The following is a 26,651-nucleotide window of genomic DNA, read 5'->3' as shown; positions in this document are numbered from 1 at the left end:
AACTGCATTAAAACGCAGCTTAGCCAAACCGTTGTGCGTCATTTACGAGAACCGAAATTGAACAGTAATCAATGATTAAAAAATGGATTCATAATCTTCTCAAAAAAGAAGAAAGTAATGATATCAATCTTGATATTTTTCAAGATGCAATAATTGATTATCGTCAAGAGGGAAAAGAACTTATGTTTAGACTCGGAGAAAAATATGGTTTAAATATTGAAGTTAAAGAAGACTATGAAAAATTAATATCTAGAAGCAATAAAAATATACCGAGAAGAGGAGAACTTTCGAATAGATGGAATTATAGCTTTCACGGTGGAGAATGTGGATTCTACAATAAAAAACATCAAAAACAAGTGGAAGTTGTTCTAAGTAATCCGCCTGAATTTGGACACATTGATTCTTGGTTTCTTTTGTCTTATATGCAATCAGTCGATAAATACAAAAGTGAAGTTGCAGAAATGGATTGGCAGAAATTAAAGTTGGTTGTCGAAAAACTATATATGAATAGTAAAATAAAAAAAGTAATTGAATAAAATATACAACATACTACTAAATGGACTTCTAATCGGAACAACTGAATTAGAAAAAGCTGATGCACCTATGGGAGTAGTTTTTGGACTGATTGAATTTGATGGAATTGAATCGCCTTACGAATTCTTCAAAGATTATTGTTTAAAAAACAATATCGTGATAAATACTGACGACCCAGAATATGCATTTATTGACACTCTAGTAATGTCGGAATTAAAAGTATTTAGACAAGACGGAATTGAAATAAAAGGAGTTGCTGGAAATGCAATTACAGGGATGAAAGAAGATGGATATGAAATTTCAATTTTAGGCATCAGTTATCCTTTTTACGAAGAGGAGTTTCCACATCACGTAAAGGAATATGAAAATATGTTAGGAAAAGAATGAAAAACGAACGCACAACAATGGCTATAGTTAATACGGGTTTTGGTGCTTAACCCAAAGTTTAGAGCCTTTAACCAAGTCCGCCAAATCTTTTTGATTTGGCTTTATGAACAAAAAATAAAACAAAATAAAAAGTTTTGGCTAAGTGCTTAATCGAAAGTTCACTACTTTTAATTCCCGTACTAACCATAGCCGAGACGTTAGGCACAAGCTAAAAAAACCAACGATATTGAATAACGAACTGATAAGTATTCCTAAAGCCATGTTGGCTACTCTACTCTATCTGATTGGAATTGAACTAATAGGTTCTTGGTCTCTTATAGCTGAAGCAATTGGATTTGAAAGCTATTACAAATATTATTTATTAATTCAAGGAACTTTACAGTTAATCGGAGTTCTGATTTTTATTTATTTTGTAAGGAAACGGACTTTCAAAAATCTGATTAAAAAGACTCATCGTAAATGGTATTTATTTGCTCTGCTGTTGGGAATTTCATTTGTCTTTATACAAACACCTTTGAAATGGATTTATAACTTATTATTCGGGACTGAATACAATATTGCTTACAGATTTGATGGCTTACCAAAATTCAAGAATTTAAATATGATTTCTGCTGTCCTAATGATTCCCGTCGGAGAAGAATTGTTTTTTAGAGAATATATCCAGAATAATTTACAGAAAGAAATGAATAATATAGTTGCTATTTTATTAGCTTCTCTATTATTCGCTTCAATTCATTCACCATATATGAATTTGGTTTTGGAATCATCAAAACAAGATTGGCATTTATTCTATTTGACAATATTTGGCGGAATAATGTCTGGAATTCTATATTTTAAATCTAAATCAATTGGACCATCTATTATCTTTCATATGTTTTGGAATATAATGGTTTACATTGTCTAAATTGCATAAAAGCCAGTGCCTAACACCGTGTATAATTAATTGCTTTGGCAAGTGATTATTTGGAAAATTCCTTCGGAATTTTCTCAGGTTCGTATTTGTTTACTAATTTAGTTGCTTAACCACGCAACTAACCATACACAAACACGTTGTAAATAATTTCAAAAACTGCAAATATCCATGAAAAAGTATTTTCTAATTCTCCTATTAGCTTTTTCTTTCTTTAGCTGTAAAAAAGATTTGAATGGTCATTGGCACTCTAAAGGTTTAGAAAATTATGAATATAGGTTAGATATAGAGAATGATAGTCTTTGTTTCATGATATCCTCTCTTTATTCAGAGCCTAGTAATGGAAAACATTTTGGAAATGAAAAGAAAATAGAAATTTACGCACAAGCATGTGGAATTTATGATTTTTACTATGAAATTAAGAATGGCAATGTATACATTAAAAATTCTCTTGGCAAAAAAATTATACTAGAAAGAAAACAAAATTGCGATAAAATAGGTGATTACAAAACTGAACTTAAAATCGACTTTTTAAAAATTAAAAACATAAAAAAAGATTCTGTTTATAATTTTAGACACAATTTAAATGAATATATAAATATTGGGTTTTCTAAAGAAAATAAAACTCTTTTGATTGAATCTTGGAAATTAGAGGGTTTACAAACTCTAAAATCTTTTGATTCTTTGACTTATAAATTTGAAGAATATTATACGAAAGAGGAGACACCTTTTATAAATTATATAATAACTCCTGATAAAAAACTAAAAGCTAGAGATTTAAATAAAATTTTAAAATCACTAAGTAAAAATAAGAGTAAAAATGTTTACATAAGAACATTGAAAAATAGATTTTTAAGCACAGAAAGGAATATTTTTGACTATGTGAATATTAATTTTAAGAAAAATAGATTTGATTTCGACTCTAATAAAAGTCTTGATGAAATCATAAACTGATAAAACTATTTACAACACCACCTAAACTGCATTAAAACGCAGCTTAGCCAAAACGTTGTGCACCATAGGACAAAAAAAACAAACTAAAATCAAAAATGAAAGGAATTAAGAGAAAAACCAAGATTGTTTATGTTCTTATTCTTCTATTTGCTATTTTTTCTTGTAAAAATGAAAAAAGACACAAAAATGAAGTAAAAAAAATTCCTGTTTTCAAAATAACTTCGACTGATACAATTTCATTTGGTTATCATAATCAAATCTACGACATAAAGGAAACAAAAAGTAAAGATTTTAGAATGCTTTTGAATATTTCAAATAATGATGTTTCTTTAAAGTCAAACAACAAATTCATTACAATATCAAAGGAAGGAAGAGTAAAAGATGAACAAAATATTTCTTTCAAACATTCACTAACAGATTATGTTGAATTTGGTAATGGATTTTATACAATAAATACGCTGAGAGTAACAATGGGAAAAAATTACACTCACGATTTTTTAAGCAAGTATGATACAAATTGGAATTTATTATGGGAAAAAGAATTAAAAACACACAAATATCCCGCAGGAAATAGTTTTATTAGATTATTTGATAAGGATAGTTTAATGTTAATAACGGATAGTTATAACAAAAAAGAATACGGATTTGCAATTCAAAAATTTGATAAAAAAGGAACTATTATGTCGAATGTTTTTTTTAACAAGTATGATAATCCTTTGACCGTAACTAAAACCTTTGACAATCATTTTTTAATTTCTACATTTAAGACTAAATCAGATAGTCTTATTCTAATAAAAAAAGAGATTAACAATAAAACAATTTGGAAAAAAACACTTGATAAAAATATATATCCAAAACAAATTTTTCAAACAAAAGACAAATCTTTCATAATCTATGGAACAATACAGAACACGAATTCAAGAAATAGTTTAATAGTCTTTAAGATTGACAAAAAAGGCAAAATAATTTGGGAGAAATCAATAAATATGAATTATTACGAACAGGCAGGAAATGTAATTGAAAATAAGAATAATTTTGTGTTTTCAAGTGCTATCACACCAACCAAAGACAATGGAAGTTTTGCTTATATATTTGAATTAGACAATAATGGTAAACTTATATCTGATAAAAAATTTGATTTTATGTTAGGTATTTCAAGTGTTCCGTATTTAATAGATAATAATGAAAGAATAACGATGATTTCACAAAAATGGATTGGTGAATTTGGCGATCCATTTCACGATATATTAATAATAAATAGAATTAAAAAACAGTAACGGTGCACAACAATTTATATAGTTAATGGCTACTAATTGCTTACATCAAAGTTTATTTCATTAAACGAAGTTTGGTGTATAACTAAAAATGTAATAATTTTAAGACGCCACTAACCATATAAGTAGCCGTTGTGTGCAATTAAAGAAAACGCTGAACTAATGAATATTATTCAAGAATTAACAGAAAAATATAGCGGAAAATATTCAGAGGATTTGGCAAAAAGTGTAAATAGTCCAATCGGAAAATATGTTTATCAACCGAAAAACGGAATTATAGAAGTTGACGGAACTAAAATCAGTATAAACATAAATGAAGTTAGTGGAGCAATGCCTGTAACAGAACCTTTTCGAATTACTTTACACTTAGATAAAACTTATGAAACTGAATTGAGTGTGTATCCAAAAGGTTTATGGAATTTATTCTTGGATTTTATTCTCCCAAAACGACGAGTATTTATCCCAAAACCGATTTTGAAACAACTTTGGTTTGGTGGAAACAAAGGCTTATTAAAGCAACTCGCGTATGACAAACTTTTTACGGAAAATATAATAAACGAAAGAATTTACATCGAAAGTATTGACAAACCAACAAACCGAATTGTTTTAACCCCTGAATATGGAATTAAAGACATTGAACAATTTGAAAAGTTTGTTATTGTTCTTAAACGAATTGAAAAAGAAATAAAAAACTGCACACAACACGGTGTATAATTCATTGCTAGTTAGAGTCTTCTTGCGAAAGTCCTCGCGGACTTTCTATCTATGATTTATTTACTAACTTTAGTCCTTAAACACGCAACGAAATCATACACAAAACCGTTGGCGTGCATTTGAAAAAAGTAATGGATAAAAAAGCAAAATCAATTTTATTTAAAACATATTGGAGTTCCCAAGGTTGGAAACGTGAATATGAAACTGACCCAGTTGACTTTGAATATGCCAAATCTAAAGGATTAATGTTTGACCCAATTTCACTCTCAATGAAGGAGGTTAAATCTAGTTTAAAAAGTTTATTAAACCGAATTGAAAAAGAGAAGATAACCAATGGGTTTTTATCAAGTTTGAGCAATAAACGACTTGATTGGCGTTCAGCTCTTGCAAGTTATTTTAATGCCAAACTTATACTTGAAGGTAAAAGAGAGTTTTATCGTGCCGAAATTTTTAAATACGAAAATGAAGATCTTAATGTTCTCAATTTCGAGCGCATTAAATGGAGTGGCGTTAGACATTCAGACTTATTATACAACTATCTTGATTTAAAGCTATTCGAACAAGAAAGTGTTTCTAAACCTACCGAATTAGATATTCAGACTTTTAAAGACATTTTAAAAACAATAAATGATTCAGAAAACGGAGAGTATCCTGGAAAGTTAAGAGATAGACTGAAAGATGTAATGAAAGGAAGCAAAAACGAAAGACATACTTTAATGGAAATTCTTGGTTGTTGTGAAATTTTGGAACCTAAAAGTTATGATAGACCAACAACTGGAAGGCACGATTGGGCTTTTGTTGAATATTGGAGAGGAGAAGATAAGTTTAATAAAAAAATAGTTGATGAATACTTTGGACAATATTTAAAATAAAAAACGACACGCCAACAATGGGTATAGTTCATAGCGGCTTTCAGCACACTACGAACCATACCCGAACCGTTGTAAACAATACGAATGAAACCGATTTTCAAAATAATATTCATCGCTTTTTTGACTATTTATAGTTGTAAAACAAAGCAAATTGAAAAAACAGAACCGAATACTAATCCACCGAAAGTTGAGTTTTCGGAATTTGATTTAGGAAAAAGTGATTTACCGAAATTAAAGAGAGAAGTAAATGACTTTGAACATATTTTTGATGTTGAGCAACTGGAAAAATTGACTTTAATGATTAGAGAATTTGAGAAAAACACAACTAATCAAATAGCAATCGTTTCCATAGACTCTATTGGAAAATACACGGATTTTGACAAGTTTGCGGTTGATTTATCAAATTATAACGGAATTGGATTAAAAGAAAAAGATAACGGACTTTCTATTGTTTTTAGTAAAAACTTGAGAAAAATAAGAATTTCGACAGGATTTGGAACTGAAAAGATTCTGACTGACAAAATTTGTAAAAATATAATTGACCAAACCATTATTCCTGAATTTAAAAATGGAGATTATTACAACGGAATCAAAAAAGGAATGGTGGAATTAATAGCAAAATGGAAATAAAGTACTGTTTACAACAAAAGCTATAATTAATACGGGTTTTGGTGCTTAATCCAAAATTTAGTCTATTTTAATAAAGTCCGCCAAATCTTTTGATTTGGCTTTAAAATGAAAAGATAGAACAAAATAAAAAGTTTTGGCTAAGTGCTTAATCGAAAGTTTACTACTTTTAATTCCCGCACTAACCATAGCCAAAACGTTAGGCACAAGCAGAAAAAACCAACGATATTGAATAACGAATTGATAAGCATTCCAAAAGCCATTTTGGCGACTCTACTCTATCTAATTGGAATTGAACTTATCGGTTCTTGGTTTCTAATAGCTGAAAAAATTGGATTTGAAAGCTATTATGAATACTATCTCTTAATTCAAGGAACTTTACAATTAATCGGAGTTTTGATTTTTATCTACTTTATAAGAAAGCGGACTTTCAAAAATCTGATTAAAAAAACTCATCGAAAATGGTATTTATTCGCTCTAGTGTTGGGAATTTCATTTGTATTTATGCAAACGCCTCTAAAATGGATTTACAACTTTTTATTCGGAACTGAATATAACATTGCTTATAGATTTGATGGCTTACTATAATTCAAGAATATAAATATGATTTCTGCTGTCCTAATGATACCTATCGGAGAAGAATTGTTTTTTAGGGAATATATCCAGAATAATTTACAGAAAAAAATTAGTGCCGTAGTTTCGATTTTATTGGCTTCTCTATTGTTTGCTTCAATTCACTCGCCTTATATGAATTTGATATTGGAATCATCAAAACAAGATTGGCATTTATTCTATTTGACAATATTTGGTGGAATAATATCCGGAATTCTATATTTAAAATCTAAATCAATTGGGCCATCTATTATTTTTCATATGTTTTGGAATATAATGGTTTACATTGTCTGAATTGAATAAAAGCCAGTGCCTAACAATATGTATAATTAATTGCTAGGTTCACTATACTTTAAAAAGTATTCTCTGAAACAAAAACCAATAATTTTTAGTTACATTTGGAAAAAAATCGCAACTAATCATACACAAACCGTTGGCGGTAATTAGATGAAAACATCGATTTACAAATTATTTTTCATTTTAACTCAAACAATATTTGGGCAGACTATTTATGAGCCAATTTTTATAAACCAATGCACGAAGAAATTAGAAAAAGGTGTGATTTGGTATTTGGCGGATTCTACTAAAACCTATGGAATGGAAAATCTAGAATCTAAACCAGTCGAATTATCCAAAGCTGGACCATATAAACTTTATGTAAACTTTGACAATCCTATAGCTGTAGAAATAACTTCAAACAAGACAAATCGAGATACAATATTCTTAAAAAAGCTTGATTTAGCTATTTATGTGAGTAACCCACCTCATTCTGAATATTTTGATTGTGGAAAACTTGCAAATGGAGAAGTTTTGGATTTTTATTCCAACGGTAATCTTAGAACGAAAGGAACATTTAAGGAAGGTCAGCCTATTGATACACTATTTGAGTATCATCGAAATAGTAAATTATCCGAATTATTCATTCCAAGTAAAAAATGGAAAAGAATCACCTATTTTGACAACGGAAATCTAAAATCCGTTTATGACACAAAGAAAAGATTAGAAAAAGAATACTATCAAAATGGTCAACTAAAAAAAGAGGAGTTTTGGAATAAAAGACATATAAAATCAACCGAGTTTGATGAAAATGGTAATGTTATAAAAACCGTAAGTAAGAAAGAACAAAAGAAATTTAATAAGAATGGGATTGTTACTGAAAAGATAACTAGAAAAGAAATTTTAGTTTTTGACAGAATATTTGCCAAAAATAAATATGACCGTAATAATAAATTTTATGAGTACAAATGGGATACATTCGATGAGAATGGAACAATTAAAAGGAAAGTGATTTTTTTTAATAGTAACGGTTTTTTGATGAGTGCTTTTCCTGATAGTTTAAAACAAATTGACAAATTCTTATTTGAGAAAGTTTTATTTTACAAAAATGGAGAGGAATCTAAAAAAATTGAGCTAAATTATGTATTTGAAAACAATAAGTCTGTCAAAAAAATACTTGTTTTCCTAAAAGAAGATGATAATTGGATTAAAGAAAAAACAACTACCGCCAACAATGTTTATAAGCAATTGGGGCTGGAGTAAATAAACAATAATAAAAACATAAAACAAAGGTCAGTGTCAAACTGAAAAATTTGGAAATAAAAACCCCCAACTGCTCATACACTAGACGTTGTAGGTAATTCCAATAGTACCGAAAAATTACTGAGTACTTTAGCAAACATCAAGAGAAACATGGGGACTAAAAACACTAATAAAAAAATTGACTTTAATCAGAATTACGAAAAATAAACTCTATGAAAATTTTAAAAAAATTAGAAGGCTTAATCACAAAACCTAAAAAAGGAATTTTCGAAATAAATAGGGAAAAAAAGTTATTAAATAAATGGAATTATTATATTTTAAAATATGATTTTTCAAATGTACAAAATCCATTTATCGCAATAGAAAGAACAGGAGACAAGTTAATTTCTCAAACTAATCTAAACTTGACAGAAATTAGATCTGAAAAATATAATAATTTTTTAAAATTAAGCAATTCTGAAAAAATAATAAAAGAATATTATTTAAATAAGACTGAAACAATAAAAAAATGGTATTTAGAAAGTAAGAGCCTAGATAAATTTAATGGTGATTGGATTTCAGAAGATATTTTTAGATTCATTGACGATACAAATTATAGTAATTGGGTTCCTTTTAGGCATTCTGATGGTAACTTTAAATTAAGGATAGATATAGAAGAAGAAAAATGTGATATAGGAATACCCGTTGAATATGATGATACAGGAAAAGGATATATGACATTTTATAGTGGTAGATTTGAATTAGCTCACAATCATATTTTAATATGGCAAAATGAAGGTTGCCCTGTAAAAATAAGTTATAAATGGAAAGACAAAAAACTGATATTAGACAATCCAAAACTTTTGGGAACGTTTGTGAAAGAATAGAACTACCTACAACACCACCTAAACTGCATTAAAACGCAGCTTAGCCAAAACGTTATAGGTAACCGTAAAAATGATACTTAAAAAGGTACACAGAGACTTTGAAAATTATATAAAACATTTAATTGATAAAACAATTATTAAAGTTGAATATGCAGAAATTGACTATCAAAAGTTAAACGGTGATTTTAATGAAAAGCCCTACTACTTTACTCATTTTAGTAATCTAGATTCAATTGATTTTTCAATTTTCTTATATTCGAAAACAAATGAAAAAATAGAAATATATTGGGATGATAATTTTTTTCAATTTGGACTTGGGATGAAAATAAACGAGAAATCGGATTTTTCTGACTTTAAGATTTGGGATGTTTCAAATAACCTAATTTGGTCGGGAATCATTGGTGAAACCATAGAAAATGTCAAGTTAAATTGGGAGGAGGTAACGACGACTGATGAAAAAAATGGAAAATCTGAAACCTTTATCTATCCGCAAGATATTTCATTAAAATTTTCCAATGGAATAATGGTATTTATTAGTGCTGCTGCTTTTTTAAATGAACATGATAATGAAGTTTTTGGAATGTGTGATAATTTGACAGTAACTAACAATGAAGAATTAGCACGAAAAACAAAAATGATAAACTAAAGGCAACCTATAACACCACCTAAACTGCATTAAAACGCAGCTTAGCCAAACGTTAAAATAAAATATATACTTACCACAAAACACCTTTTTTAAGGTGTTTTTTTATGTCCAAGATTTAGTAAACAAATTATAAAATAATAGTAGAATGAAGAGTATAAATAAGCTCTCATCTTCAAAACAAAAGAGAGAGCTTATTATTATTTATCATACGAGGGATAGAAAAATAATACTTCTAATATACAAAAAAAATAATAAAAGAGTAGAATTATGAACACAAAAAAAGCTCCCGAAGGAGCTTGTGATAGGGAAACTATTATCGGGGGTATCAAATTTTTTTTGCAATATTATTGAGAAAATTTATACCTAATATTATTAAAAAAAGAATAAAGCTTATTAAAAAAAGTAATAGTAGAATATGGAACTAAGTAAAATCAAAGATAATTGGGAGCAATTTGAAGAAAGAAACAACCTTTCAACTACACTTGAAATTAATCCAGATAATTCTGGATGTCTACTTGAGTTTTGGGATCGTGAACGATTTTTTTCTTTTTCCTCTTTAGAAGAACTCAATGAATTTTTAATCAATGGCAATCTAAAGAAAGCTAAAGATGGTAGGTCAGTTTCACCAATAGAAATATTAAAATAATTGTAGAAATTTGAATAAAAAAGTTAGCTAATTTATTAAGACTAGCTAACTAAGAATGTATTTAAGAATCCCTAAATTCTAAATAAACACAAAAAACTGTGTATTAACTTTTTTAACCTGTGTGAAGTTAAAAATTTATGAAAACTTGTTAATACACAGAATAAATACAATGCAAATATTGTAAAACAAAAAGATAATTAAAATAGGTGTAATACCTATAGTTGTTATGGTATAAACCAACAGTTTTGAATAAGTGAAAACCATTATACTAATAGGGTATAACCATTAAAACAGTAGATTTTGGAATTAACAAATGGGAGTTTATTCAGCGGTGCCGGAGGGTTTGAATTAGGTGCAGAATGGCAAGGAATTGAAACCCTTTGGAATTGCGAAATATCAGAAGAAAGAAGAAAATTATTAAACCTAAGATTTCCCAAAGCAAAACAATATGGAGATATACGAGAAATTAAAAACCCCGGATACACAGACGTTATATGTGGAGGATTTCCGTGCCAGGACATTTCAATCGCTCAGCAACATAATGGAGGAGCAAAAGGAATTAAGGGAGAGCGATCTGGGTTATGGATTGAAATGCATAGGATTTGCAGGGACATTAGACCTAAGTACATACTCATTGAAAACAGCTCAATGCTCGCTGTTCGAGGTCTTGAATACGTCTTATGCGACCTTGCCAAAATCGGGTATGATGCAGAATGGAGATGTTTACGAGGTTTCGACTTCGGATTGCCCGATAAAAGGGAACGAATTTACATTATTGCCTACCCCAAGCAAATCAGATGCTTTAGTAATAATGAAATCACACAGTGCTTTCGAGAAATATTACCGAAACGGACACCAGGACAAATTGCTTTATCAATGCCAATTAAACGGTTTAAGCGCAGAGATAGCTTGTCAGGTTTACGAATGGATAATGGGTTTTCCAAAGAACTGGACAAAAACAGAATAGAGGCAATGGGTAATGCAGTTAAACCAATTATAGCAAGTTACCTATATAAATGCATAAAAGAACATTATAATCAAATTATAAACTAATTGTAGGTTCTCCAACACCTTAAAAACGGAAAAGTTCTTTGACATAATTGTGGTAAGTAAAATTTGAGGATAACAACAATCTTTTGATTTGCATAAAAAAGGAATAAAAGGTTGTTGTTGTCTTTAAATAATTAATTGTAAAAGTTATATTTGTGAAAAAAAGCACCTTAACAAATAAAGATAAAGAGGAACAAAAGTTCCTTTTATCCGGAAGAATAATCGGATAAACGAGAACTTTATTCTTTATATAAGGAGTTACCATTAATAGTGCTGAATGAAACTTGAGATTACTAAAAAGCTCAAGAAAGTATTTTAAAAATATCGTTGATTTAGTAAATTATTAGATTAATATCCTTTTTTGGGAACTAAACGCCAAAGTGTTCTCTGTCCATTTAAAAATATGTTGAAAATATTGAATATGTAGTTTGTAATTGAAAGGTTATAGGCTTGCGTTCTGCCTCGTTCTTATTCCAAAAAAGGTGTTGGTGCTTAAAACTATGTACCAACCTAAACGCTTTATGGTTGAGTATATCTTCCATGTTTGATTGTTTAAAATTAAAGGTGTTTTCTGTTTAGATAGTTAAGGCTAGCGTTCTGCCTCGGTTGGTTTTAGGAGTATATAGTATGGATTTAGTTTTACATTTGGTTTGTGTAGCACTAAAAAGGGTAACAATGCATATAAAAAATTGCTACATTATTACTGGTTTCAAATATTTTACTAAATTTGATACTTAAAAAAGCTATGAAAACTTCCGAACTAAAATTCGCAACTTTTCATATCCTTAAACGTTACCATTAATAGTGCTGAATGAAACTTGAGATTACTAAAAAGCTCAAGAAAGTATTTTAAAAGTATCGCTTATTTAGCAAATTATTAGATTGATATCCTTTTTTGGGAACTAAACGCCAAAGTGTTATCTGTTCATTTAAAAATATGTTGAAAATATTGAATATGTAGTTTGTAATTGAAAAATTATAGGCTGGCGTTCTGCCTCGTTCTTATTCCAAAAAAGGTGTTGGTGCATAAAACTATGTACCAACCTAAACGCTTTATGGTTGAGTATATCTTCCATGTTTGATTGTTAAAAATTAAAGGTGTTTTCTGTTTAGATAGTTAAGGCTAGCGTTCTGCCTCGGTTGGTTTTAGGATTATTTAGTATGGCTTTGGTTTTACATTTGGTTTGTGTAGCACTAAAAAGGGTAACAATGCATATAAAAAATTGCTACATTCTTACTGGTTTCAAATATTTTACTAAATTTGATACTTAAAAAAGCTATGAAAACTTCCGAAATAAAATTCGCAACTTTTCATATCCTTAAACGTTGTACAACATACTAAAATAAACTAATGAAATTTTATAAAATTATAGCAGGAATACTATTATTCACTTCTTTTTGTTATTCTCAAGAAAACGGAAATGACTATAAAGATGAAAACCTTATAAATAAAGTTAAATCAGTAACGACTAAACATTATGAAGCTAATTTAGTTGACAAAAAAATAATAAAATTAAAGAGGGACAAACCTGTTTTAAACAGAAAATACAGATATGACTCTTATAAAAAATATGATACTAGAAAAAAATTGGTCCAAACACATAAATATCATATAACTGGAGAACTTTATCTTTCTACTAATTTTTTATTCAATGAAAAGCAAAATAATATTGAGGAAATTATAGAATATCCTGATGGTCATAAAAGTAAAAAGACTTATGAATATAATGATAAAAATTATTTAATTAAAAAAATTATACATGGCAAGAGTTATTTAATTATTGACACTTATAAATATGATAAAAATGGCAATTTAATAACCAAGTATAATACTGACGAGAATAATAGCAATAAAGGAAAAGAAACTTATAAATATGACATTAAGAATCAGTTAATAAAAAAAGGACAATATTACTCAGATGGAAGCTTTTCATATTTGTGGGAATACAAATATGATGAAAAAGGTAATAAAATAATAGAAATTATAACTGGGTTATATGAAAGCTTAAGTCGTAAAAAATTATTTCGTTATGATAATAGAAATAATTTGACAAAAATTACTATATATGATATAAAAGAATCTCTTATTGGCGAAGAATTTTATCAATTTGATTCTAAAGATAATATAATTGAAGAACGTTTTAACTATCCTGTTGACAAAGTTAATGATTTATGGAATTATAAGTACGAGTTTGATAAAAATGGAAATTGGATTAAAAGAACGTCTTTCAAAAATAACATAGTACAGTTTGTTACTGAAAGAAAAATAGAGTATTATGAGTAATGTACGCTGTACAACACCGTGTAAAATTAATTGCTAGTTTTAGCCAATTTACGAAAGTCCTCACGGACTTTCTTTCTGTGATTTATTTGCTAACTTAAGTGCTTAAAATACGCAACTAACCATACACAAAACCGTTGTAACACATTATGAAAATGAAAACTTTATTAATATTAATAATCCTTATTACGTCTCAAAGTGGTTATAGTCAATTTAAAATAGAGAATTTATTAGGTACTTGGGAATCTTTTGAAACTAGAGCTCAAAAAGAAGAAAGAAATGAAGATATACTACTTATAGAGTCTACAGAATCTAATGATTCAAATAAAAATTTAACTCAAACAAAATTAATTTTACAATTTAGTGAAAAGAGAGAAATTGACTTTATGCAAGCAGGAGTTCAATATAAAGCAAAGTATGAACTGAAAGATAGTATTTTAACACTTGGAAATAGGAAATATATAATTTCTAAACTAACAAATCGCTTGTTAATATTAAAAGATTTTGATAATGTTTCTTTTGCTAAAGAAACAAACTATAAAAAAATTAAACAAAAATTAAAAAATATAAAAGAGTTTGAGGATCTAGTTGAAAAATTTCCTAGCGGAAAATTAAAATTCAAGGGAATGCTTCATAATGGATTTAATCACGGAAAACATACTGAATGGTATGAAAATGGCCAGAAAAAAAGTGAAAAGTATTTTACAGATGGCATCTCTACTGGAATTTGGAAAGAATGGAATATAAATGGAGAATTAATTAGAACCAGAAAAATGAATTAACGTGTTACAACACCACCTAAACTGCATTAAAACGCAGCTTAGCCAAACCGTTAGCTACAAGTGCGCAAAAATCTATGTGGAAAGAATACGAAAGAATACTTTATGAAACTTTGAGTGAAATCTATTCTAATTGTGAAATTGAATATGATGATTCTATTTATGGATTATATAGTAAAACGGAAAGACAAATTGATTTCTCAATAAGAGGGAATTTAGCAGGTAAAAGAATACTTGGAATTGTAGATACTAAATATTATAATAAAAAAATTGATGTTAAAGTTGTTGAAAGTTTCATTGGGATGACTGAAGATGTTAATGCAAACTTTGGTCTTATAATTACCAATAAAGGATATTCTCAATCAGCTAAAAATCGAGTGAAATTTTCAAATCTAAAACTTGATGTATTAGAACTAAATGAATTGAATGAAATAGATATATCTGTAGATTACTTTTTCAATCAAAACATTAAAGGTTTACAATTGTCTAAATATGAATTTAATAGACGAGGACATCAAAACACTAACTTTTTCGATGAATTAAAATCTGACTACAAAAAAAGAATACTTTATTACAAAGAGGGGTTTGCTAATACAGAATATTTTGCTTTCAAAAAATTATTAGAAAGTTCAACAAGAGCATTTAGAGATTTTGAGCAACTAGACAAAATAAATGTATTTATACCATCAAATAAGAACAATAAATAGACAAATTATAATGATTTGAAAACATTATACTCTTGTTCTGTAAAAAGAACAGATATTGAAACTTTTATGGAAATAGATATTGATTACCTTAGAGAGGATATTAAAAATTGGAGAAATGATTTTTTAGGAAAATTAAACAAGGATAAAGTAATCCAGTTTGCAGAAAAATTTGTGACTCAAAAAACATAAAAAGATACGGAAGTAACCTGTAGCTAACAATGGCTATAGTTAATTCGGGTTTTGGTGCTTAACCCAAAGAGTAGAACTTTTAACAAACACCGCCAAATCTTTTGATTTGGCTTTAAAATGAAAAGATAAAACAAAATAAAAAGTTTTGGCTAAGTGCTTAATCGGAAATTAATCGCTTTTTAATCCCGTACTAACCATAGCCGAGACGTTAGCTTGCATTGAATAAAATGGAAAAAATAATAGACAAATATCTTGACGAACTTATATCAATTGAGTTAAATAAACTTCCAGAACAGATAGTATCGGAAATGTCTGACCCAAATCAAGATAAAAATGAAGAATGGAGAATTTGGAATCCAATTCAGAGCACAGTCACTGATGAGGAAATAAAAGAATTTGAATCGAGACTTGGTCACAATCTGCCTGAATCTTACACGAAATTCCTAAAGTATAAGCATTTCTATGAACTTCAAATTGGAGAATGCTCATTTTGCGAGCATCCTGCCAGAATTTGGAGAGCTTCACTTTCCGAAATGATATTTGACGGATATCCAAGAGAGTTTTTAATTGATACAGGAAGAATACCGTTTGCAAACTGGAGTGATTGGGGATTATTGTGTTTTGATACAACTGTTGAAAATCAAAACGGCGACTATCCTATTGTTCTGTGGGATCACGAAGTTTTTGATGAGTTTGAACCAAAGTATTCCAATTTTGACGATATGATTATTGAATTAGATAAAGAGGAAAAAGAAAACGCAAGCTAACAAGGTTTATAGTGCATACCCTTCGGGATACGCACCATATACTAACCGTTGTACCCAATTTCGCAAAATGAGAGATATTGAAAAATTAATTAAGGAAATTATTCCACCGCTAACTCGAGATGAAAGGGAGGGGTTTACAAATGACAAAATCATTACTGGACTGAACGAACAGGAGTTTTTGGCAGTTGAAAAAAGATTAATTGAAGAATTGGAAGAAAAAGATGATTTATTGATTGGGCAAACATTGGTCGCTATGGAATCCAAAAATGCTCTAATAACTCTGTTAAAACGTCTTGAGAAAAAAGATTCTCATTTTGAAAAAATTTCTTGGGCTGCGTTAATAAATGATCTTAAAAGAGGGGATTCCGAAATGGAAAAAACAGCTTTTGAACAATTTGAAAAGTTGGAATTCATTTATGCTGTGCAAGGTTCGATTTTTATGGACTTGATAAAATTCAACAGTCCAAGAATAAATGAACGGATTGAAAAATATGTTAATCACAAATATGACTTGGTTTCGCACAACGCCAAAATGGTTCTGAATTATAATGGTTATGCCGATTTATATAATAAAGCTGAACCTAAAAATTGGTGGGAATTTTGGAAATAAAAAAACTGGGCACAACAACACCTAAACTGCATTAAAACGCAGCTTAGCCAAAACGTTGCCATTAATATGAAAAAATCGATAATATTATTTATAACTTTATTCTTGACAGCATTAACTTATTCTCAAAATGAATTTGTTGTAACAGCTGAAAATGGTTTGTTTTTGAGGCAAAAACCTAATTCAAATGGAAAGAAAATAGGAAAGCTATATTTTGGTGCCGAAGTTGATATTATTGAGAAAACCGAAAATAGCCAAACTATAACAGACAACGGACAAGAAATAAAAGGTAATTGGGTGAAAATAAATTTTCAAAACTTTCCCACATTTATTTCTAATGCTGAATATGGATATGTATTTGACGGATATTTGAAACCTAAGAAAGAAAGTATCGAAGAAATTAAAAGTGAAATTTCTAAATATTCAGAATTCGTTAATCTAACCTTAGATACAGATATCAACCCTTTTTTTTTGAAAGGTGACTTTTTCGGAGACAAAATAAATGATGTTGTAATTCTATTAAAAAACTCTGATGGAGAAACAAAAATTGGATTTATCAACAAAGGAATTAAAACTAAAATTCACATATTAGGAAATGAAAATGACCCGTTCAAAATGTACAATTATGGCTGGATTGGTATCTTTGAAAAAGTTAATACTAGAGAAACTTTGTGGTCAAACTATGAAGATGATTTTGTAGAGTTTAAAGATGTTCCTGAAAACAAAAAAGTCCGACTAAATTATAACGCTCTTTATATGCACGCATCTGAAAGTTGTGGTGGCGGATTTGTTTATTGGAAAGATGGGAAATTTAATTGGTTACAACAAGAATGAAATACTAATGGCAACAATAGCTATAGGCAATTGGGGCGAAAGTGATAAAACGAAAATATAAACATAAAGCAAAAGTCAAAGCTAAACCGAAAAGTTAGTACGTAAAAGCCCCAACTACCCATAGCCGAGACGTTGTAAATAATGCGCAAAAATTGTAGATTAAATTTAATAATGGAAAATAACCTGAGTTGAAAACCATTAGAGAAAATGAAAATGGAAAACGAAATTAAACTGACTCTAGCAGCTGAACCGTTCGCAAAATGTTATGGAATTTTAATTCTTGAAAATGGAGATTATATGATTGAAATTGATCAGTCAAAAATACCATCTGATTTTCTAAACAGACTAAAAACATGGTACAAAGAATATTATCCATATACAGGAATAGGGTTGAAGGAACTTGAATCTCATATAGCACATACTGAAAAATTGGATAAAATTGGAATTGAACTCTTGAATGAAATTTATAACGATAAAATATTTAGTTACCTGGATATTAACAGATTCGTTTATTATAGTCGGGGAACTGATCAACCAATATTTGAATTGAATTAAATCACTATTTACAACACCACCTAAACTGCATTAAAACGCAGCTTAGCCAAACCGTTGGTAATAACTATGAAAAGAACAACAATACTAATTACTATTTTATCTATTTTTCTGTCATGTAAAAAAGAACACACAAAATCTAATTTCTTAGGAAATTGGAGTTCTACTTCTGATAGTAATTTTAATATTGATATACAGTTTTTCAATGATTCGACTGTAGTTGATAATCCCCTTATGATAGGTACCTATTCAACAAGATGGAAAATTGTTAATAAAAGGATAGAACAGAATATGTTGAGAAATAATGGACAATTTGCCAAAGAGAAAAGCGTTTTAGACTTCGAATTCAACTCTACTAAAGATACATTATTAATAAAAAAACAAGCCGATTCAATATATTTTAAGTTTAGAAGAATAAAAAATAATTTTGAATATTTAGAAAACAGGATTGGTTTAAAATTAGACCTTCCTATGACTAATGAGCCTTTAACTTCTTATGGAAATAAAGATTTTGTTTTTAATGTTTATCTAGGGAAAAAAAATGATTCTGTTATTATTAAAACAGACAATCACTTACGTCGTTTTGGTAAGCTTGAACATCAAGTGATTTCATTTTATTCTTCAAAGAAAGAACAAGAAAAGGATAGTTTAAAATTTGTTGTATTCACAGACAGATCTCTTAAAGATAGAGATTTAGACTCGATTAAAACTATTTTGAAAAAGTTACCAATTAAAAAGTTTTTCCGAATTTATAAATGTCAAGAATATATAAAAGATAACTGGAAAACTGAGATTAATTGGGTTGGGAAATATGAAAATTAACTATTACCAACAATACCTATAGTTAATGCGGGTTTTGGTGCTTAACCCAAAGTTTAGAGTTTTTAAACAAGTCCGCCAAATCTTTTGATTTGGCTTTATAATAAAAAAGATAAAACAAAGTAAAAAGTTTTGGCTAAGTGCTTAATCGAAAGTTCAGTACTTTTAATTCCCGTACTAACCATAGCCTAAACGTTGGTATTAATATGAAAAAAGGAGAAACCATTTATTGTATAGACGAGTCATTATATTCTGACCATATTACAAAGAGAAAAAGTTATAGAATAGAAGACGCTAAGTTAGACCAAATAAAAATACCAAATGATAGACAAAAACTTGTTTGGCTTCCTTCCCATTGTTTTACTGATTCCATAATACCAGATATAAAATCAATTAATATTGATGACGAAATTAATGACAATTATAATTCATGTGTAGAGGTGACTATTAAATTTAGTGATGGAACAAAAAGATGGGGAACTTTTATGACTATTAATCGGTTAAACAAACTATTTAATAATCATAGACATTATTTTACAGGAAAAAATTTAATTTTTACTCAACAGATTAACAAAGACATTATCGAAAGGACAATAATGGAGCTAGATAAACAAAACGAATTGTATAAAAATACAAATGAATACTAATACCAACAATATGTATAATTAATTGCTTACGGATTTATTCCTTCGGACAAATCTCGTAGGCAATAAATTTCAAGTATTTTAATTATTTTTACGTTAAAATTCCGCAACCAATCATACACTAGACGTTGTAGGTAATTCCAATAGTACCGAAAAATTACTGAGTACTTTAGCAAACATCAAGAGAAACATGGGGACTAAAAACACTAATAAAAAAATTGACTTTAATCAGAATTACGAAAAATAAACTCTATGAAAATTTTAAAAAAATTAGAAGGCTTAATCACAAAACCTAAAAAAGGAATTTTCGAAATAAATAGGGAAAAAAAGTTATTAAATAAATGGAATTATTATATTTTAAAATATGATTTTTCAAATGTACAAAATCCATTTATCGCAATAGAAAGAACAGGAGACAAGTTAATTTCTCAAACTAATCTAAACTTGACAGAAATTAGATCTGAAAAATATAATAATTTTTTAAAATTAAGCAATTCTGAAAAAATAATAAAAGAATATTATTTAAATAAGACTGAAACAATAAAAAAATGGTATTTAGAAAGTAAGAGCCTAGATAAATTTAATGGTGATTGGATTTCAGAAGATATTTTTAGATTCATTGACGATACAAATTATAGTAATTGGGTTCCTTTTAGGCATTCTGATGGTAACTTTAAATTAAGGATAGATATAGAAGAAGAAAAATGTGATATAGGAATACCCGTTGAATATGATGATACAGGAAAAGGATATATGACATTTTATAGTGGTAGATTTGAATTAGCTCACAATCATATTTTAATATGGCAAAATGAAGGTTGCCCTGTAAAAATAAGTTATAAATGGAAAGACAAAAAACTGATATTAGACAATCCAAAACTTTTGGGAACGTTTGTGAAAGAATAGAACTACCTACAACACCACCTAAACTGCATTAAAACGCAGCTTAGCCAAAACGTTAAAATAAAATACATACTTACCACAAAGCACCTTAATCAAGGTGTTTTTTTTATGTCCAAGATTTAGTAAACGAATTATAAAATAAGAGTAGATAATTAAATAAAAAAATAAACACCACAAAGAATATATTATGAACTCGGTGCAAATGCAATTACATTTAAGTCAAGAAATGAATATAAAGGCAATGTCTTTTGATGTTGCAAAGCGATTAGCGACCACTAAAGGTTTTATTGAATATTACTTTAAAATAGTTGGGCTTTGTAAAACCCAAAAAAAGGCATTTGATTTAACGAATGAACTTTATTATTTAATTTTTGGTGAGTATAGGTATAGTAGTTGGAGGTCTTTTAAAACAAGTAAAAATAAATATGTAAAAATATAGATATGTTAGAAAATGAAAAAACGGCAATTATAATAGATTTGTTTTTGACGTCCCATGATAACCGTGTGGGAGTAATTGCTGAAAAAACGGGTTTGTCCGAGCATAGGGTTAATAGAGTAATAAATAAGTATTTACAAGATATAAAAGTTAAGCATGACGAAGTATAAAGATTTACAAATTTTAGTAGTGGTTTTGGCAACATTTAGTTCTATGTTTCTAACTTCACTGCTTTTAGAGTTAGAATTGTTTAAACATCCAGTAAGGATTGTACTTGTCTGTATGCTTTTATTGGTGGAGTTATACTTCGGTTTTCTCATTTTTAAAAGTTTTTTCAATAAAAAATAAAAAAGGGCATAAAATGACCCCAATTTAGAAAACTGCTCATAGCATCTTTACATCCTAGAATGTAAAAGTATGTTATTCGATTCCTTAGATTTAGCTTTTTCAGAAAAAAGAAATCAACCTGTTAGTTCAGGTGGTTTCTTTAATTTGTTTGGTGGTGCTACAAAAAGTGGTAAGCCAATCAATTCAAATACAGCCTTAACATTATCCGCATTTTATAACGGTGTTAATATTCTTTGCAATGATTATGCAAAACTACCGAAGTCTATATATAGAAAAACAGATGGAAGCCGAAAAAAAATAGACAATCATTCTTTAAGTTATCTAGTGTCAAAAAAGCCTAATAGCTATATGACAGCATATACTTTTGATAAAGTAATGCTTTTGAGTGCAATTCTTAAAGGTAATGCATATGCTATTAAAGTAAAAGATGAAACTACTCAACGAACTACCTCAATAGAGTTTATAGATCAACAAAAGAAAACTGTTCAGGTTTTAGATAGTGGAAAAGGTTTGGTGTATAAAATTGACGGTAAATTGTATGATTCAGATGATATTATTCATGTACTAGGGTTTACTACAAATGGTATTGTAGGTATTGGAGTCGTAACAATGGCAGCAATGAGTTTGGGAGTTAATTTAAATGCGCAAGAATATGCATCAGAGTATTATGAAAGTAAAGGAGAGGGTATTGGAGTTGTGACCACAGCCAAGCCTATGGATGGAGATGCTAAAACCAGATATTCAGATGGGCTATCAACTCGTTTATCAAGTAAGGATAAATTTAAAGTAGCAGTATTGGATGAAATGGGTTCGTTTCAGCATATAAAGCTAACACCCCAAGAATCACAATTTTTAGGAACTCATAAGCAAGGAGTTGTTGAAGTTGCACGATGGTTAAATATACCTCCTCACAAACTAAAAAGCCTCGATAATGCTACGTTTTCAAATATAGAACATCAAGAAATTGCTCATGTATCAGATTCTATTTTGCCTTGGATAAAGGCATTTAAAGCAGAATATGATACAAAGTTACTTACTAAAAAAGAAATTGAAGGTGGCTACTATTTTTATTTCAATCACAACTCGTTGTTGCAATCAGATAAAACTACTCAGGCAGATTATTTTTCTAAGTTGATTTTTTGTGGATCAATGACACGTAATGAGGTGAGGGAATTGTTAGAATATAATCCTATTGATGGATTAGATGCTCCTTTAACGCCTGTTAATGCTCAGACCTTAGAGCATATCGAAGCAAAATTGAATGAATTAAAACAAAAAACTCAAGAAAATGAATAAGCATACTATACCAGAGTCTGAAAGTAGATTTTTTTTAGCTCCAATATCCGTTGAAAAAAGGGGTGAAGGAGATGCTAAAAACCCTTCAGTAATTGAAGGAACTGCGGCTTTATTTAATAAACGTACTAAAATAGGAGGTTGGTTTTATGAAGAAATATTACCAGGAGCATTTGATGATGTATTAAGTGATGATGTACGCTGTTTGTTAAATCATAACCCTAATCATATACTTGGTAGAACAGCATCGGGTACGCTTGAAATATGGGTTGATGATGCGGGGTTGAAATATCGTTACACTACACCTAATAGGAGTTATGCATTGGATTTAGAGGATGCAATTATAGCTGGAGATGTATCTGAATCTTCATTTCAGTTTAAGGTAAAAGAAGTGATTTGGATTGAGCAGGATGATGATTTAGACATTCGTCAAATTAAAAAGTTTGATAAGCTTTATGATGTTGCTCCAGTTACTTTTCCAGCGTATCAGGATACTTCGGTGGCTAAGAGAAGTTTTGATTTACAAAAGGAGAATCAAAACTCAATAAAAACAAGAAAAACAGTGCGTGAAGCACAATTAATTATTAATAACAATAAGTTTAAACATGAAGAAGTATAAACAATTATTAGAAGAGCGTGCTGGGTTGTATAATGAACAACAAGGTATTGTAAGTACAGCTAAAACCGAAAAGAGAGAATTAAACGAAACAGAAGCAACACGTTTTGATGATTTACAAAGTCAAATGGATGCTATGGATCCTGGAATCAAACGTGCAAAAATCATTTGGGAAAATGAGTTGCGTGAAGCTGATAACACACCACCACTTGATTCAGGCATACCACCAGCTGTTCATACAGATAAAGAAGAACGTAATAATTATTCACTTGCTGGGGCAATACGTTCAGTGATGGATGGTGAGAAGCTTTCAGGACTTGAAGCCGAGGTAAGGCAAGAATTTGAAGCGGAGTACCGTGAAGCAGGTTTAGATGTTCCTAAAGGAAATATCATTGGTTTACCAGCCTCTATGATGGAGAAAAGAGACCAATCTGTAACAGGTGATTCAGGTTTAAAAGGGGGTAAATTGGTGGTTAATGATGCTCCAAGATTGGTTGCACCTTTGTTTCCAAATAATCCGTTAGCAGAGTTAGGGTTAACTCATTTAACAGGTTTAACAGGGAACGTGCCATTACTTTCTCATACTGATGTGTCTTTTGTTTGGGCTTTAGAAAATGAAAAAGTAGATGTTAAAACAGATGCTGATTTTGATGGTCCTATTTTAAAGCCAAAACGAGTTGTAGCTGTAGTTGATATTTCTGAGCAGTTAATATTACAATCAAGTGTTGGAGTAGAATCTATGATTATAGGGATGCTAAATAATGCTTATGGTCGTGTTTTAGCGTCTGCGGTTATTAATGGATCAGGAGGTAGGTCTCCTTTAGGGATATTAAATATACCAGGTGTTAATGATGCGAAAATGGGAACTGGTTCTATGCCAAGTTTTGAAAAAATAGTAGAATTAGAAACCTTAATAGAGGCATCAAATGCGACGGATGCATCGTTGGGGTATGTTACAAATAAGGTTTTAAAAGGGAAATTAAAAACCACTCCAAAGGTTGCAGGTTCAGATAGTATAATGCTTTCTGATGGTAAGGAGCTAAACGGTAGCAAACTTATAACGACCAATTTAGTACCTGAATTATCTGGAATGCACCCGCTTATTTACGGGGATTGGGCGCAGATATTCACAGGTAGTTGGGGAGGTTTATCTATTAAGGTAGATCCTTTTACTCAGTCTACATCTGGTAAAATTAGATTAGTAGTTACTGCTTATGCAGATGTTCAAGTAGTACATCCAGAGGCATTTGCTTTTAATAAAAAATTCACTACAGCTTCTTTATAGTTGTTTGTTAATGCTCGGTTATTTTATGATAACCGAGCTTAAAATTAGTTTAATATGTTTGGAAATAAAGAAAATAAAGAAAATAATAAGAAAGGTAAAAAGGTGAAGGTTCGGTTTTTATTATCGCCTTCAGGAGCGTTTTTATTATCACATAGTGTGGGTGAAGAAGTTGAACTTTCAGAGTCGTTGGCTTTAGATCTAATTGAATCTAAATACGCAGAAAAAGTAGAATAGTTATGTCAATGTATATAGAAATAAAAGAGTTTGAACCTTCTGAGATAGTTAGTTTGTCAGAGGTAAAGTCACATTTAAAGATAGAGCCTGATTTTACGGAAGAAGATGTTTTAGTTCAGGGGTATATAGATGCTGCAATATCTCATATATCAGATTATTTATCAAGGAGTGTTCAAGATGAGCAATTTGAGGTTTTTGGTTGTTCTTTTATTGATGTATTAGACTTTAAATTTCAGACAAAAAAAAGCATTGAGGGTATTTGGTATTTAGATAATGGAGAATACAAGAAGTTAGAAGAGGGTTTATACGCTTTAAAAAAGGTAGATAAGTTTGAAACGATAATCGAGTATTTAGGAGACTTACCAAAATTGACAAATAAGAGTTCAAAAGCTGTAAAACTTCGAGTTACTTGTGGTTTTACAAAATTATCAAAGTCAATAAAACAGGCGGTTTTGTTGTTAGTTTCTGATTTTTATGAGTATCGCGCTGATAGGTCTAAAAAGTTAATTAATAGTACAGTTATGAATTTGATAAGCTCGTATCGTTATTACCATTAATGGCAAGCTCTACTTACATAGGACAATTAAATGAGCGTATAACGATTCAAAGTAAAGTTGCGCAAAAGTCTCCTATTTCAGGGGCTACTTCAAATGATTGGGCAGTTTTAAAAAATTGCTGGGCAAAGGTTGCTGATGTTTCAGGTTCAGAGGAAATAGAGGGAAGTGTACGATATGTAAATATCAAGACTTTTACTATTCGTTATGATAGGGCTATGGTAAATGCAACAGATAGGCGTATTGAGTATCTAGGTGATTATTACAATATAATTGCAGTATTAGCTGAAGGAAAAAAGAGGTATCAATTATTGAAAGCAGAATTAGATCGTGAGTAGAGGGTTGTTTGAAGTAGAGGGGTTTGATGGCTTGAGTTCAAAACTTAAAAAATTAGGTGATGATAAAACTAAAAGAAAGCCAGTAGAAAGGATTTTAATGAGGTTGGCGAATCCAACATTAAAACTTGTTAAAAGCAAAGCTCCTGTAAGTAAAACTCCTCATATTTTAAAAAGGAAAAATCAAAGATTTGGTACTTGGGTTTTACCAGGTACAGGGAAAAAAAGTATTGGTAAAAAGGTAATGAGAAAGGCGAAAAATCCAATGGTTAGCATTAGTCCAAGAAGTACCAAACGCGCTGATGGTTGGTATTTAAGACAGTTTGTAATACCAGGAACAAAGAAAATAGCAAGTAACCCTTTTATTGACCAGGCATTAGAGCAAACAAAGTCAGGAGTAACTAAAGATGCAGAAAAACGAATGTCTAAGTTTATAGAAAAGGAAGTAAAAAAGTTAAGTACATGAGTTTTTTAAAATCATCAAAAATAGTTTATGAAGATTTAAGTGGTTTTGCAGGGCTTACTGATTTGTTAAGTAATAATGAATCTAGTGTGTATCCTTTGGTAGCACCTATGCAAGAAGGAGAAAATTTTATTACGTATCATATTCGATTTGTGGTAGTAGAATCAAAAAATAATTTAAAAGGTTTTGAGGTAGTGATTCGTTCTTTTTCGGCTAACTATGATGATTGTTGTGCGATAGCAGATAGTGTTGTTGAAGCGTTAAAAGAAAGTAAAACATCTTACTCTCAAGCAGGAGGAGAATCTGTTCAGACGGATGAAGGATGGTTATTTATAGAACAAAAATTTGGTTTAAAAATTAATTAAAAAGTAGAA

Annotated in this window: 35 protein-coding genes; all 35 read left to right on the top strand. The window is 29.6% G+C overall.

The window, feature by feature from the left end:
• The first annotated feature begins 71 nt into the window (after positions 1-71).
• The 35 genes from ACMFBB_RS05660 to ACMFBB_RS05490 all read left to right on the top strand — a co-directional run bounded on the left by ACMFBB_RS05660 (position 72) and on the right by ACMFBB_RS05490 (position 26,642).
• A complete protein-coding gene (locus ACMFBB_RS05660; RefSeq protein WP_435263491.1) occupies positions 72-536 on the top strand; it encodes a DUF6896 domain-containing protein in 465 nt (154 codons plus the stop codon).
• Positions 529-921, top strand: coding sequence for a hypothetical protein (locus tag ACMFBB_RS05655; RefSeq protein ID WP_435263490.1), 393 nt, complete (start codon positions 529-531; stop codon positions 919-921). Before ACMFBB_RS05660 ends, ACMFBB_RS05655 begins: the two co-directional genes overlap by 8 nt.
• Before the next feature lie 226 nt (positions 922-1,147).
• The gene (locus ACMFBB_RS05650; RefSeq protein WP_435263489.1) at positions 1,148-1,825 is read left to right on the top strand and encodes a CPBP family intramembrane glutamic endopeptidase; all 678 of its coding nucleotides are present in this window, start codon (positions 1,148-1,150) and stop codon (positions 1,823-1,825) included.
• Between the two features lie 177 nt (positions 1,826-2,002).
• Positions 2,003-2,785: a hypothetical protein gene (locus ACMFBB_RS05645; RefSeq protein ID WP_435263488.1), complete on the top strand. Its 783-nt coding sequence runs from the start codon at positions 2,003-2,005 to the stop codon at positions 2,783-2,785.
• A 95-nt stretch (positions 2,786-2,880) separates the two neighbouring features.
• On the top strand, positions 2,881-4,062 hold the full coding sequence (locus tag ACMFBB_RS05640; RefSeq protein WP_435263487.1) for a hypothetical protein: 1,182 nt from the start codon (positions 2,881-2,883) through the stop codon (positions 4,060-4,062).
• Between the two features lie 159 nt (positions 4,063-4,221).
• Complete coding sequence (locus ACMFBB_RS05635) at positions 4,222-4,773, top strand: hypothetical protein (protein ID WP_435263486.1); 552 nt, start codon at positions 4,222-4,224, stop codon at positions 4,771-4,773.
• Between the two features lie 131 nt (positions 4,774-4,904).
• Positions 4,905-5,645 carry a hypothetical protein gene (locus ACMFBB_RS05630; protein WP_435263485.1) on the top strand — a complete coding sequence of 247 codons (741 nt, stop codon included), beginning with the start codon at positions 4,905-4,907 and terminating at the stop codon, positions 5,643-5,645.
• 84 nt (positions 5,646-5,729) lie between these two features.
• Positions 5,730-6,275, top strand: coding sequence for a TPM domain-containing protein (locus ACMFBB_RS05625; RefSeq protein ID WP_435263484.1), 546 nt, complete (start codon positions 5,730-5,732; stop codon positions 6,273-6,275).
• Positions 6,276-6,500: 225 nt separating this feature from the next.
• Positions 6,501-6,860 carry a hypothetical protein gene (locus ACMFBB_RS05620; protein ID WP_435263483.1) on the top strand — a complete coding sequence of 120 codons (360 nt, stop codon included), beginning with the start codon at positions 6,501-6,503 and terminating at the stop codon, positions 6,858-6,860.
• A gap of 15 nt (positions 6,861-6,875) precedes the next feature.
• The gene (locus tag ACMFBB_RS05615) at positions 6,876-7,178 is read left to right on the top strand and encodes a CPBP family intramembrane glutamic endopeptidase (RefSeq protein WP_435263482.1); all 303 of its coding nucleotides are present in this window, start codon (positions 6,876-6,878) and stop codon (positions 7,176-7,178) included.
• A gap of 303 nt (positions 7,179-7,481) precedes the next feature.
• Entirely contained in the window at positions 7,482-8,423 is a 942-nt protein-coding gene (locus ACMFBB_RS05610) for a toxin-antitoxin system YwqK family antitoxin (protein ID WP_435263481.1), read from the top strand.
• 212 nt (positions 8,424-8,635) lie between these two features.
• Positions 8,636-9,289 carry a hypothetical protein gene (locus ACMFBB_RS05605; RefSeq protein ID WP_435263467.1) on the top strand — a complete coding sequence of 218 codons (654 nt, stop codon included), beginning with the start codon at positions 8,636-8,638 and terminating at the stop codon, positions 9,287-9,289.
• 70 nt (positions 9,290-9,359) lie between these two features.
• Positions 9,360-9,935 (top strand): hypothetical protein, encoded by a 576-nt coding sequence (locus ACMFBB_RS05600; RefSeq protein ID WP_435263480.1) that lies wholly within the window; start codon positions 9,360-9,362, stop codon positions 9,933-9,935.
• Between the two features lie 415 nt (positions 9,936-10,350).
• Positions 10,351-10,581, top strand: coding sequence for a hypothetical protein (locus ACMFBB_RS05595; protein ID WP_435263479.1), 231 nt, complete (start codon positions 10,351-10,353; stop codon positions 10,579-10,581).
• A gap of 300 nt (positions 10,582-10,881) precedes the next feature.
• Complete coding sequence (locus ACMFBB_RS05590; protein WP_435263478.1) at positions 10,882-11,634, top strand: DNA cytosine methyltransferase; 753 nt, start codon at positions 10,882-10,884, stop codon at positions 11,632-11,634.
• A gap of 1,348 nt (positions 11,635-12,982) precedes the next feature.
• Positions 12,983-13,915: an RHS repeat domain-containing protein gene (locus ACMFBB_RS05585; protein ID WP_435263477.1), complete on the top strand. Its 933-nt coding sequence runs from the start codon at positions 12,983-12,985 to the stop codon at positions 13,913-13,915.
• 152 nt (positions 13,916-14,067) lie between these two features.
• Positions 14,068-14,694, top strand: coding sequence for a toxin-antitoxin system YwqK family antitoxin (locus ACMFBB_RS05580; RefSeq protein WP_435263476.1), 627 nt, complete (start codon positions 14,068-14,070; stop codon positions 14,692-14,694).
• Positions 14,695-14,768: 74 nt separating this feature from the next.
• On the top strand, positions 14,769-15,398 hold the full coding sequence (locus ACMFBB_RS05575) for a restriction endonuclease (RefSeq protein ID WP_435263475.1): 630 nt from the start codon (positions 14,769-14,771) through the stop codon (positions 15,396-15,398).
• Positions 15,399-15,413: 15 nt separating this feature from the next.
• Complete coding sequence (locus ACMFBB_RS05570) at positions 15,414-15,587, top strand: hypothetical protein (protein WP_435263474.1); 174 nt, start codon at positions 15,414-15,416, stop codon at positions 15,585-15,587.
• 308 nt (positions 15,588-15,895) lie between these two features.
• On the top strand, positions 15,896-16,354 hold the full coding sequence (locus ACMFBB_RS05565; RefSeq protein ID WP_435263473.1) for an SMI1/KNR4 family protein: 459 nt from the start codon (positions 15,896-15,898) through the stop codon (positions 16,352-16,354).
• 67 nt (positions 16,355-16,421) lie between these two features.
• Positions 16,422-16,964, top strand: coding sequence for a hypothetical protein (locus ACMFBB_RS05560; protein WP_435263472.1), 543 nt, complete (start codon positions 16,422-16,424; stop codon positions 16,962-16,964).
• 66 nt (positions 16,965-17,030) lie between these two features.
• Entirely contained in the window at positions 17,031-17,795 is a 765-nt protein-coding gene (locus tag ACMFBB_RS05555) for an SH3 domain-containing protein (protein ID WP_435263471.1), read from the top strand.
• Positions 17,796-18,008: 213 nt separating this feature from the next.
• Positions 18,009-18,350 (top strand): hypothetical protein, encoded by a 342-nt coding sequence (locus ACMFBB_RS05550; RefSeq protein ID WP_435263470.1) that lies wholly within the window; start codon positions 18,009-18,011, stop codon positions 18,348-18,350.
• A 66-nt stretch (positions 18,351-18,416) separates the two neighbouring features.
• A complete protein-coding gene (locus ACMFBB_RS05545) occupies positions 18,417-19,169 on the top strand; it encodes a hypothetical protein (protein WP_435263469.1) in 753 nt (250 codons plus the stop codon).
• 203 nt (positions 19,170-19,372) lie between these two features.
• Complete coding sequence (locus tag ACMFBB_RS05540; protein WP_435263468.1) at positions 19,373-19,813, top strand: hypothetical protein; 441 nt, start codon at positions 19,373-19,375, stop codon at positions 19,811-19,813.
• Positions 19,814-20,062: 249 nt separating this feature from the next.
• Positions 20,063-20,716 carry a hypothetical protein gene (locus tag ACMFBB_RS05535; protein ID WP_435263467.1) on the top strand — a complete coding sequence of 218 codons (654 nt, stop codon included), beginning with the start codon at positions 20,063-20,065 and terminating at the stop codon, positions 20,714-20,716.
• Between the two features lie 184 nt (positions 20,717-20,900).
• Positions 20,901-21,152, top strand: a complete 252-nt coding sequence (locus ACMFBB_RS05530; protein ID WP_435263466.1) for a hypothetical protein — start codon at positions 20,901-20,903, stop codon at positions 21,150-21,152.
• Positions 21,153-21,566: 414 nt separating this feature from the next.
• Positions 21,567-22,793 (top strand): phage portal protein, encoded by a 1,227-nt coding sequence (locus ACMFBB_RS05525; protein ID WP_435263465.1) that lies wholly within the window; start codon positions 21,567-21,569, stop codon positions 22,791-22,793.
• Positions 22,786-23,409, top strand: a complete 624-nt coding sequence (locus ACMFBB_RS05520; RefSeq protein WP_435263464.1) for an HK97 family phage prohead protease — start codon at positions 22,786-22,788, stop codon at positions 23,407-23,409. Before ACMFBB_RS05525 ends, ACMFBB_RS05520 begins: the two co-directional genes overlap by 8 nt.
• Positions 23,396-24,691 carry a phage major capsid protein gene (locus tag ACMFBB_RS05515; protein WP_435263463.1) on the top strand — a complete coding sequence of 432 codons (1,296 nt, stop codon included), beginning with the start codon at positions 23,396-23,398 and terminating at the stop codon, positions 24,689-24,691. Before ACMFBB_RS05520 ends, ACMFBB_RS05515 begins: the two co-directional genes overlap by 14 nt.
• 54 nt (positions 24,692-24,745) lie before the next feature.
• Complete coding sequence (locus ACMFBB_RS05510; RefSeq protein ID WP_435263462.1) at positions 24,746-24,925, top strand: hypothetical protein; 180 nt, start codon at positions 24,746-24,748, stop codon at positions 24,923-24,925.
• A 2-nt stretch (positions 24,926-24,927) separates the two neighbouring features.
• Positions 24,928-25,482 carry a head-tail connector protein gene (locus ACMFBB_RS05505; protein ID WP_435263461.1) on the top strand — a complete coding sequence of 185 codons (555 nt, stop codon included), beginning with the start codon at positions 24,928-24,930 and terminating at the stop codon, positions 25,480-25,482.
• Complete coding sequence (locus tag ACMFBB_RS05500; RefSeq protein ID WP_435263460.1) at positions 25,482-25,817, top strand: phage head closure protein; 336 nt, start codon at positions 25,482-25,484, stop codon at positions 25,815-25,817. The genes ACMFBB_RS05505 and ACMFBB_RS05500 overlap by 1 nt, the downstream gene beginning before the upstream one ends.
• Positions 25,810-26,280, top strand: a complete 471-nt coding sequence (locus ACMFBB_RS05495; protein WP_435263459.1) for an HK97-gp10 family putative phage morphogenesis protein — start codon at positions 25,810-25,812, stop codon at positions 26,278-26,280. The genes ACMFBB_RS05500 and ACMFBB_RS05495 overlap by 8 nt, the downstream gene beginning before the upstream one ends.
• Complete coding sequence (locus ACMFBB_RS05490) at positions 26,277-26,642, top strand: hypothetical protein (protein WP_435263458.1); 366 nt, start codon at positions 26,277-26,279, stop codon at positions 26,640-26,642. The genes ACMFBB_RS05495 and ACMFBB_RS05490 overlap by 4 nt, the downstream gene beginning before the upstream one ends.
• Positions 26,643-26,651 lie beyond the last annotated feature (9 nt).

Source organism: Tenacibaculum sp. nBUS_03 (assembly GCF_051201695.1).
Taxonomy (GTDB): domain Bacteria; phylum Bacteroidota; class Bacteroidia; order Flavobacteriales; family Flavobacteriaceae; genus Polaribacter.
The sequence above is the reverse complement of the archived record's forward strand: the minus strand, read 5'-3'. Positions and strand labels throughout refer to the sequence as shown.

What these genes read in the sequence shown, in the direction of transcription:
- ACMFBB_RS05550 (WP_435263470.1), top strand. Translation starts at nt 18,009, where the DNA reads ATGGAAAACGAAATTAAACTGACTCTAGCAGCTGAACCGTTCGCAAAA.
- ACMFBB_RS05500 (WP_435263460.1), top strand. Translation starts at nt 25,482, where the DNA reads ATGGCAAGCTCTACTTACATAGGACAATTAAATGAGCGTATAACGATT.
- ACMFBB_RS05635 (WP_435263486.1), top strand. Translation starts at nt 4,222, where the DNA reads ATGAATATTATTCAAGAATTAACAGAAAAATATAGCGGAAAATATTCA.
- ACMFBB_RS05640 (WP_435263487.1), top strand. Translation starts at nt 2,881, where the DNA reads ATGAAAGGAATTAAGAGAAAAACCAAGATTGTTTATGTTCTTATTCTT.
- ACMFBB_RS05585 (WP_435263477.1), top strand. Translation starts at nt 12,983, where the DNA reads ATGAAATTTTATAAAATTATAGCAGGAATACTATTATTCACTTCTTTT.
- ACMFBB_RS05600 (WP_435263480.1), top strand. Translation starts at nt 9,360, where the DNA reads ATGATACTTAAAAAGGTACACAGAGACTTTGAAAATTATATAAAACAT.
- ACMFBB_RS05490 (WP_435263458.1), top strand. Translation starts at nt 26,277, where the DNA reads ATGAGTTTTTTAAAATCATCAAAAATAGTTTATGAAGATTTAAGTGGT.
- ACMFBB_RS05525 (WP_435263465.1), top strand. Translation starts at nt 21,567, where the DNA reads ATGTTATTCGATTCCTTAGATTTAGCTTTTTCAGAAAAAAGAAATCAA.
- ACMFBB_RS05610 (WP_435263481.1), top strand. Translation starts at nt 7,482, where the DNA reads ATGGAAAATCTAGAATCTAAACCAGTCGAATTATCCAAAGCTGGACCA.
- ACMFBB_RS05565 (WP_435263473.1), top strand. Translation starts at nt 15,896, where the DNA reads ATGTCTGACCCAAATCAAGATAAAAATGAAGAATGGAGAATTTGGAAT.
- ACMFBB_RS05540 (WP_435263468.1), top strand. Translation starts at nt 19,373, where the DNA reads ATGAAAAAAGGAGAAACCATTTATTGTATAGACGAGTCATTATATTCT.
- ACMFBB_RS05630 (WP_435263485.1), top strand. Translation starts at nt 4,905, where the DNA reads ATGGATAAAAAAGCAAAATCAATTTTATTTAAAACATATTGGAGTTCC.
- ACMFBB_RS05580 (WP_435263476.1), top strand. Translation starts at nt 14,068, where the DNA reads ATGAAAACTTTATTAATATTAATAATCCTTATTACGTCTCAAAGTGGT.
- ACMFBB_RS05625 (WP_435263484.1), top strand. Translation starts at nt 5,730, where the DNA reads ATGAAACCGATTTTCAAAATAATATTCATCGCTTTTTTGACTATTTAT.
- ACMFBB_RS05510 (WP_435263462.1), top strand. Translation starts at nt 24,746, where the DNA reads ATGTTTGGAAATAAAGAAAATAAAGAAAATAATAAGAAAGGTAAAAAG.
- ACMFBB_RS05555 (WP_435263471.1), top strand. Translation starts at nt 17,031, where the DNA reads ATGAAAAAATCGATAATATTATTTATAACTTTATTCTTGACAGCATTA.
- ACMFBB_RS05535 (WP_435263467.1), top strand. Translation starts at nt 20,063, where the DNA reads ATGAAAATTTTAAAAAAATTAGAAGGCTTAATCACAAAACCTAAAAAA.
- ACMFBB_RS05545 (WP_435263469.1), top strand. Translation starts at nt 18,417, where the DNA reads ATGAAAAGAACAACAATACTAATTACTATTTTATCTATTTTTCTGTCA.
- ACMFBB_RS05560 (WP_435263472.1), top strand. Translation starts at nt 16,422, where the DNA reads ATGAGAGATATTGAAAAATTAATTAAGGAAATTATTCCACCGCTAACT.
- ACMFBB_RS05645 (WP_435263488.1), top strand. Translation starts at nt 2,003, where the DNA reads ATGAAAAAGTATTTTCTAATTCTCCTATTAGCTTTTTCTTTCTTTAGC.
- ACMFBB_RS05530 (WP_435263466.1), top strand. Translation starts at nt 20,901, where the DNA reads ATGAACTCGGTGCAAATGCAATTACATTTAAGTCAAGAAATGAATATA.
- ACMFBB_RS05520 (WP_435263464.1), top strand. Translation starts at nt 22,786, where the DNA reads ATGAATAAGCATACTATACCAGAGTCTGAAAGTAGATTTTTTTTAGCT.
- ACMFBB_RS05595 (WP_435263479.1), top strand. Translation starts at nt 10,351, where the DNA reads ATGGAACTAAGTAAAATCAAAGATAATTGGGAGCAATTTGAAGAAAGA.
- ACMFBB_RS05515 (WP_435263463.1), top strand. Translation starts at nt 23,396, where the DNA reads ATGAAGAAGTATAAACAATTATTAGAAGAGCGTGCTGGGTTGTATAAT.
- ACMFBB_RS05505 (WP_435263461.1), top strand. Translation starts at nt 24,928, where the DNA reads ATGTCAATGTATATAGAAATAAAAGAGTTTGAACCTTCTGAGATAGTT.
- ACMFBB_RS05575 (WP_435263475.1), top strand. Translation starts at nt 14,769, where the DNA reads ATGTGGAAAGAATACGAAAGAATACTTTATGAAACTTTGAGTGAAATC.
- ACMFBB_RS05615 (WP_435263482.1), top strand. Translation starts at nt 6,876, where the DNA reads ATGATTTCTGCTGTCCTAATGATACCTATCGGAGAAGAATTGTTTTTT.
- ACMFBB_RS05605 (WP_435263467.1), top strand. Translation starts at nt 8,636, where the DNA reads ATGAAAATTTTAAAAAAATTAGAAGGCTTAATCACAAAACCTAAAAAA.
- ACMFBB_RS05660 (WP_435263491.1), top strand. Translation starts at nt 72, where the DNA reads ATGATTAAAAAATGGATTCATAATCTTCTCAAAAAAGAAGAAAGTAAT.